Annotated in this window: 9 protein-coding genes; 4 read left to right on the top strand and 5 right to left on the bottom strand. The window is 67.0% G+C overall.

Annotated features, from left to right (window positions below):
- Together ACSNOH_RS32870 and ACSNOH_RS32875 are read right to left on the bottom strand one after the other, a co-directional pair.
- On the bottom strand, positions 1–793 hold a 793-nt coding region (locus ACSNOH_RS32870), incomplete at its 3' end, for a dienelactone hydrolase family protein (RefSeq protein ID WP_436725111.1).
- Positions 794–1,129: 336 nt separating this feature from the next.
- On the bottom strand, positions 1,130–1,522 hold the full coding sequence (locus ACSNOH_RS32875) for a DUF6415 family natural product biosynthesis protein (RefSeq protein WP_436725112.1): 393 nt from the start codon (positions 1,520–1,522) through the stop codon (positions 1,130–1,132).
- A gap of 283 nt (positions 1,523–1,805) precedes the next feature.
- Here ACSNOH_RS32875 and ACSNOH_RS32880 point away from each other — a divergent pair, with 283 nt between their 5' ends.
- Positions 1,806–2,678 carry a helix-turn-helix domain-containing protein gene (locus ACSNOH_RS32880; RefSeq protein WP_436725113.1) on the top strand — a complete coding sequence of 291 codons (873 nt, stop codon included), beginning with the start codon at positions 1,806–1,808 and terminating at the stop codon, positions 2,676–2,678.
- Entirely contained in the window at positions 2,671–2,859 is a 189-nt protein-coding gene (locus tag ACSNOH_RS32885; RefSeq protein WP_436725114.1) for a DUF397 domain-containing protein, read from the top strand. Before ACSNOH_RS32880 ends, ACSNOH_RS32885 begins: the two co-directional genes overlap by 8 nt.
- A 59-nt stretch (positions 2,860–2,918) precedes the next feature.
- Here the strand turns inward: ACSNOH_RS32885 and ACSNOH_RS32890 are convergent, their stop codons facing one another.
- Genes ACSNOH_RS32890 through ACSNOH_RS32900 form a run of 3 tightly spaced genes read right to left on the bottom strand, consistent with a single transcriptional unit; the run spans position 2,919 to position 4,672 of the window.
- Complete coding sequence (locus tag ACSNOH_RS32890) at positions 2,919–3,761, bottom strand: helix-turn-helix domain-containing protein (protein ID WP_436725115.1); 843 nt, start codon at positions 3,759–3,761, stop codon at positions 2,919–2,921.
- A 7-nt stretch (positions 3,762–3,768) separates the two neighbouring features.
- Entirely contained in the window at positions 3,769–4,293 is a 525-nt protein-coding gene (locus tag ACSNOH_RS32895; RefSeq protein ID WP_436725116.1) for a DUF6879 family protein, read from the bottom strand.
- Positions 4,265–4,672: a hypothetical protein gene (locus ACSNOH_RS32900; RefSeq protein WP_436725117.1), complete on the bottom strand. Its 408-nt coding sequence runs from the start codon at positions 4,670–4,672 to the stop codon at positions 4,265–4,267. Before ACSNOH_RS32900 ends, ACSNOH_RS32895 begins: the two co-directional genes overlap by 29 nt.
- A 173-nt stretch (positions 4,673–4,845) precedes the next feature.
- On the opposite strand from ACSNOH_RS32900, the gene ACSNOH_RS32905 reads away from it, so the two are divergent.
- Together ACSNOH_RS32905 and ACSNOH_RS32910 are read left to right on the top strand one after the other, a co-directional pair.
- Positions 4,846–5,307: a glycine-rich domain-containing protein gene (locus ACSNOH_RS32905; protein ID WP_436725118.1), complete on the top strand. Its 462-nt coding sequence runs from the start codon at positions 4,846–4,848 to the stop codon at positions 5,305–5,307.
- Between the two features lie 80 nt (positions 5,308–5,387).
- On the top strand, positions 5,388–5,801 hold the full coding sequence (locus ACSNOH_RS32910) for a hypothetical protein (RefSeq protein ID WP_436725119.1): 414 nt from the start codon (positions 5,388–5,390) through the stop codon (positions 5,799–5,801).
- Positions 5,802–5,867 lie beyond the last annotated feature (66 nt).

Here is a 5,867-nt window from a genome sequence, read left to right on the forward strand (position 1 = left end):
CCGTGCCCTCTTGCGTGGTGGCACCCGGCACTTGGCGCCACAAATACACGTCAGCGCCCCGGTCCGTGCCGGGCTGCAGGCACTCGGCGAGCAGGTCGACGACATCGCGCCAGGCGCGCTGCGCGTGCCGTGCGTGGTAGGCGACGCCGGGGAGCACGGTCTGGGCATGTTCGACCGACGGGTGGTGGAAGGCGTGCAAGGCGCCGCCGTAGACCACAAGGCGCCAGTCGACTCCTGCGGCCTGCATCTCGGCGGTGAAGGCGTCCCGCTGCGCGGGCGGCATGATCGGGTCTTCCGAACCGACCCCGGCCCACACCGGGCAGCCGATGCGCGCCGCCTCGCCCGGTCGGCCCGTCGTCAATCCGTTGACTGTCCCGATCGCCCGCAGGTTGACGCCGTCGCGCCCGAGTTCCACCCCGATGGCGCCGCCCGTGCCGTAGCCGACGGCGGCGATCCGGTCGGGGTCGGTACGCGGTTCGGCGCGCAATACGTCGAGCGCCGCGTGGCCGATGGCCCGCATCCGGTCCGGGTCGGCGAGCAGCGGCAGGCAACGGGCCAGCATCTCCTCGGGGTCGCTCAGATAGCGCCCACCGTGGAGGTCGAATGCCAGCGCCACGTATCCCAGTTCGGCGAGCGTCTCGGCCCGGCGGCGCTCGACGTCGCCGACCCCCGGGCCCTCGGGTCCGAGCAGCACCGCGGGCCGGCGATCGGTTCCGGCCGGGAGTGCGAGGTGTCCGATCATCGTGAGGCCGTCGGCCGGGTATTCGACCGTGCGTGTCATAACCGTCGTCATGCGACTGGACTGTAGTGATCACGGAGTTCGTTCGGCCGGGTCTTCTGCCGTCGGCAGATAGGCGCGTGACGCCGGGCAATGCCGGTCGGTCGCGTCGATAGCCTTACCTTCCGCACCTGCACTCCGGCAGCGAACTGAGCGCCTCCGGACCGCTGGTGTGCGGCACGGTCACCACCTTCATGCGCCGTTCGAGTTGCCGCAGGGAGGCCTCTACGGTGTCGGGTTGTCTGCCGGTGAGGGCATGTGCGCGGCGGCGACTTGGCCAGAGAGCGCGTACGGGCCGGGAGAACTGGCCGTGCAGGATCCACCACGTGTGCAGGCGCACTGCCAGTCGCTTCACCGCGCACCGCTTTGCCGCTGCAGCCGCCGCTCCTGGTGGAGGAGTTCCCCGGCGGCCTTGCCCAGGCTCCGGGCGAAGGCGATCGCGGACGCGTACCCGTTTCCGGGCCCGGCCGCGGATCGCTCCCGTGCCTCCTCCACCACGGTGAGCGCCACCCGGCGAACCGGGCAGTCCCCGGGCCGGGCCCGCGCGGCGGCCTCCACGGTCGGTGCGGTCGCCCGGATGTAGTCGAGGAGACGGTCCGTGACCTCGCCCAGCCGCGACGGCGCGGGCAGCCACGTCTGCATGTCGGTGGCCTCCCGGAGCGCCTGCCCGATCGACACGGGAGACGACTCGGGGAGGATTCCGGCTCCACCGCCGACATGGGCGGTCCGGGGGTACGGGGGCATGGCGGCTCCTTCGAGTGGTGCGAGGGCGTAGCGCCCGCACCTGCGACTCGGTACGGGAACCACCCTGCCGAGTGGGGAACTGGGCATTCAAGTGCCATCCCGCAGAAACCCCGCTAGCCTCCGAAGTGGCACATGCCATGGCGGCAACACGCGTGCACACAACGGGATTTGAGGCGCCCGCAGCGAGGTCAGGTGCACGCACCGGAGGGACAGAGGGGTGCACAGCGTGAACACGCGGCGCCAGACTCAACCAGCACGCAAGCAGCCACGGAAGGCGATGAGGGTGGGAGCACGGATCGGACCAACAGCTCGTCGGATCGCGCTCGGCAGCGAACTGCGCCGTATGCGCAACGAAGCCGGGATGACGCTCGAACAGGCAGTGAAGGGCCTGGGGTTCAGCGACTCCCACCTGCAGCGCGTCGAGACCGGGAGCATCGCGCTCAAGCAAGCCGGCCACCTGCGCAGCCTGCTGAAGCGCTACGGCGTCACGGATGAGGATCACATCGCTACGCTCGCCCAGCTGCATCGCGAGTCCACAAGTCAGGAATGGACGTCCTTCGCCAGCACCGTGCACCCGACGGTACGGACGTTCGCAGACATCGAAGGTGTATCCCGTGCCATCAAGACGTGGCACCCGACCCTGGTCCCGGGCCTGCTCCAGACGAAGAAGTACACCACCGCCATCTTCGAGATGGAGAAGTTGCACGACGAGACGACAAGTGAGTACATCGAGCAGAGCGTCCGCCTGCGCATGATGCGCAAGGAGATCCTGACCCGCAGCGAGGATGCCGTGCGCCTCTGGGCGATCCTGGCGGAGTCAGCGCTGGGTCAAGTCGTCGGATGCGCCGACGTCATGCGCGAGCAGTACGCAGAGATTGCCGCCTTGTCGGAGCGGGAAAATGTGACAGTACAGATCCTGCGCACTCGCGAGGTCGGCTACCGGTTCGGCACGAACTTCACCATCCTCGACCTGGGCGAGGCATTGCCGTCGACGGTCCAGACCGACGTGCCATGGGGATCCCTGTGTATGTCGGACAAGCCACGCGAGGTCGGGCGCTTCTCCCGCAAGTTCAGCTCTCTCCAAGCGACAGCAATGCCGCCGGAGAAGACCGTGGGGTTTCTGCAACAACTATCGGAAGAGATCAGCGATGCCTGACATATGGATGAAGTCGTCCTACAGCGATGCGCAACACACCTGCGTCGAGGTCGCTACCCTCCCCGGGCCTCCCGCCCGCATCGGCATCCGCGACTCCAAGAACACGGCCCTCCCGCCCCTCCAGGTACAACCGTCCACCTGGACGTCGTTCCTCTCCGAGGTCAGGTCCGGGCGGCTGTGACTGCTTGACCCGAGGGGCGCCCTTGCCATGAGAGGCGTCCCTCGCCCCTACCTGCCCGCCTACCTGCCGTAGTGCTGCACGGCTTGGGCGATGAGGGCCCGAGCCCTGTCGCCGTAGACGGCTGAGGCTTTGAGGAGCATGAAAGCCCTCGCATAGAGAGCGATTTCTCTCGGCTGGGTCACCGAGAACTCGGCCGAGTAGGTCTCAACCAGGACCAGCTTGTCATCGAACATCGAAAACGAGTTTCCTGGCCAGATATGCAGGGGCGCAGAGCGAGGGATGATACCGAGACTCAGCCGCGGAAGGCCGATGACCGCAAGGAGGCGGTCCAGCTGGCCACGCATCACGTCCGGGCCACCGAAGTTGCTGTAGAGAGCCTGCTCGGCGAGCAACACGTTGAAGATCCGGTCGCCCTGATGCAGGTACTTCTGCCGTTCCATCCTCTTCGCCACTGCGGCCGCCGTGTCGTCCGGGACCTCGTAGTAATTGATCACCTGCTTGAACGTCTCCGTGGCGTAGTCCGCCGTCTGGAGCCCGCCCCAGATCAGTGTCGGGTGCCAGATGCGGAACACCTTGGTCTTGGAGTAGACCGGGATGGCCCTCTGCTGACGCTGCGCGGCTCCTGAGGCGAGCTGGCGACGCCACTCAAGCCACAGTTCGTCGATGTGGCGGACCGTCGCGATCAGGTCGCCGAGCTGCTCCTCGGCGCCTGTCTTCGCGCACCAGGTACGGATGTCGTCCTCGCCGGCGTTCTGCCTGCCGTTCTCGATGCGGGAGACTTTGGACTCCTGCCACCCTGTTGCCGCGGCGAATGCCCGGCCGCTCTTGAACCCCGCGTCCTTGCGAAGCCCTCGCAGCCGGGCCCCCAAAGCCTCTCGCTGTGCCTGCGCTTCGGTGCTCACGGATGGCTCAGGGCTTGTACTCGCAGTGCGGGATCGCAACGGACCACAGAACGTCCCGCACCCGCCTGCACTCGGCCACGGTCTCGGGGTCCTCGATCAGCTCCGAGCCGAGAACCCTCCCGTCCGTGTCGAAGTGGCCCACAGCCAGAAGACGGTCATCGAACAGCCACCAGTCGTTGCCACCCACAGGAAACGTGATGCCGTTCGGCAACCGGTGTCTCGGCAGCCACCGGATGTCCTCGCCCATCTCCAGGTTGAGCCGGGTCAGCGAGTGTTCCCACCCGACGTAGCGCGAGTGCGGCTCCGTAACGACCCGCACCCGCCTGACCGTCTTTCCAGCCCCCGTCACACCCTTCATGAGTGTTGTCCACGGTTCCAGCCAGACGTAGTCATCGGGTTCGCCCCGCTGCCAACGGGCGTACGGAGTTTCCTCGACGGGCGACCCGTAGTGGTCCCTCAGCTCCAGATGGAACGCGTCCCGCTCCAGGCTGCGGAACAGCTCGTCACGTTGTGCGGGGGTGATCAGGTCCATCGTTCTCCTCCCATAGGGCCACGAGCGAGGACTTGGGGATCTCGACGCAGGTCTCGTAGCCCGGCATGCTCATCTGGCTCAGAGCCTCGGGGTCATGCATCTCCGGCCCCTGCACGATGCATGTCCCTTGCCCGGTGACAAGCGTGATCGGGTCCGAGAAGTTCTTGATCCGCCCAGAGGGCAGACCGTCCTTGGACAGATGCTCGAACAGTTCGGTCGGCACCTCGACGACGGCATGGCCTTCCGGTACATCGAGCCGCATCAGAAGGTCGTTCGCGTAGACCTTCCAGCCCTGGACGACGTAACTGTCCCGGTCGCTGGCGTACAGAGTGGGGCTGTCTCCAGGAGTGGAGTTCTTACCGAGGAACCGCAGCTTCATGGCTGGTCTCCCGTCCTCCGCCTTGCGCGACTTTGCGCGCAGATCGATGGTCGGTGAGGCATCCAGGCCCGTCAATCAGCGTGCTGCAAACTCGCGCAATCTTCTGGGAGGTTGGCCGTCCATCGCTCTACGTTCGTCACGAACCCCGGACGACGTGAGATCGAGGAGATGCCATGACCGCAACGATCATGATCCCTCCAGTAGCAGTACGCACCGGCCGCTCGCTCGTCGACGGCGAACTGTTCAGTCGCCTGGTGACCTTCCTCGTGGAGCACGAGAAGAGGCCCCGGTCCATGGCCGAACGCATCATGGATCAGGCTCTCGCCTTCCTCTGGATGAGTGGCCACAGCCAGGACGTCCCCCTGTCCCCCTCCACTGATGTCGACCCCGGCTGGCACACCTTCATGCTCCACACCCGCGAGTACGCCCGCTGGTGCCAGGAGCAGTTCGGCCGTTTCCTGCACCACAACCCGTTCAATGGCCCGCTCGGCCCACGCGACGCCGGCGGTATCAGGCGCACCGTCGCCGCAATCGAGGCAGCCGGATTCACCGTGGATCACGAGCTCTGGGGTACAGCAGCCGAGTGCAATCCTCCCGCGTGTTGCGGTGACGGTGGCGGCTGCGGCAGCAACTAGCCGCAGACCGGACGGACTGCCGGCCTCGCGGCCCCGGCTTTCACATCTCTCCCTCCGGACGACGGAACGGACCCACGTGCATGTCCGGCAAGCGCGTCGCCGTCGAGCTGTCAGGTACGAGCCTCGTCACCGTCTTCTCGCTCGAAGGCCACACCATCGCCTATACCAGCCAGTCGTCCGACAACCGCGGGTTGGGAGACATCGCCGTCATCGGCGTCACCAGTCCGCCGGACACCGGAGAGACCCTGTGGAGGCTGGCGCGGGAATTCTGCCGCGCCAGGGACCTGCCCGACGACCACGCTCGCTGGATCATCACCCAGGCCTCCCGGGCCCGCATGATCGGCTCGTACGAACCGCCGGGCCGGTGGACGGCCACGCTCAGCCGGCGCTACGAGTTGCCCGGCCTGTTCTCCAACCACGACGTGCTGCTGACCGGGGTCATCACGTTCGTACGCGGGATGCCGTCACCCGGCGACGCTAGTAGTGCACGGTGACCGAGCACGTACGACCGGCCCGGCCGCCAGCGGGGCATACGGCGGGAGGTGGTGGGGGCGCAGGGG

Source organism: Streptomyces sp. URMC 127, from assembly GCF_051386535.1.
Lineage (GTDB): Bacteria > Actinomycetota > Actinomycetes > Streptomycetales > Streptomycetaceae > Streptomyces.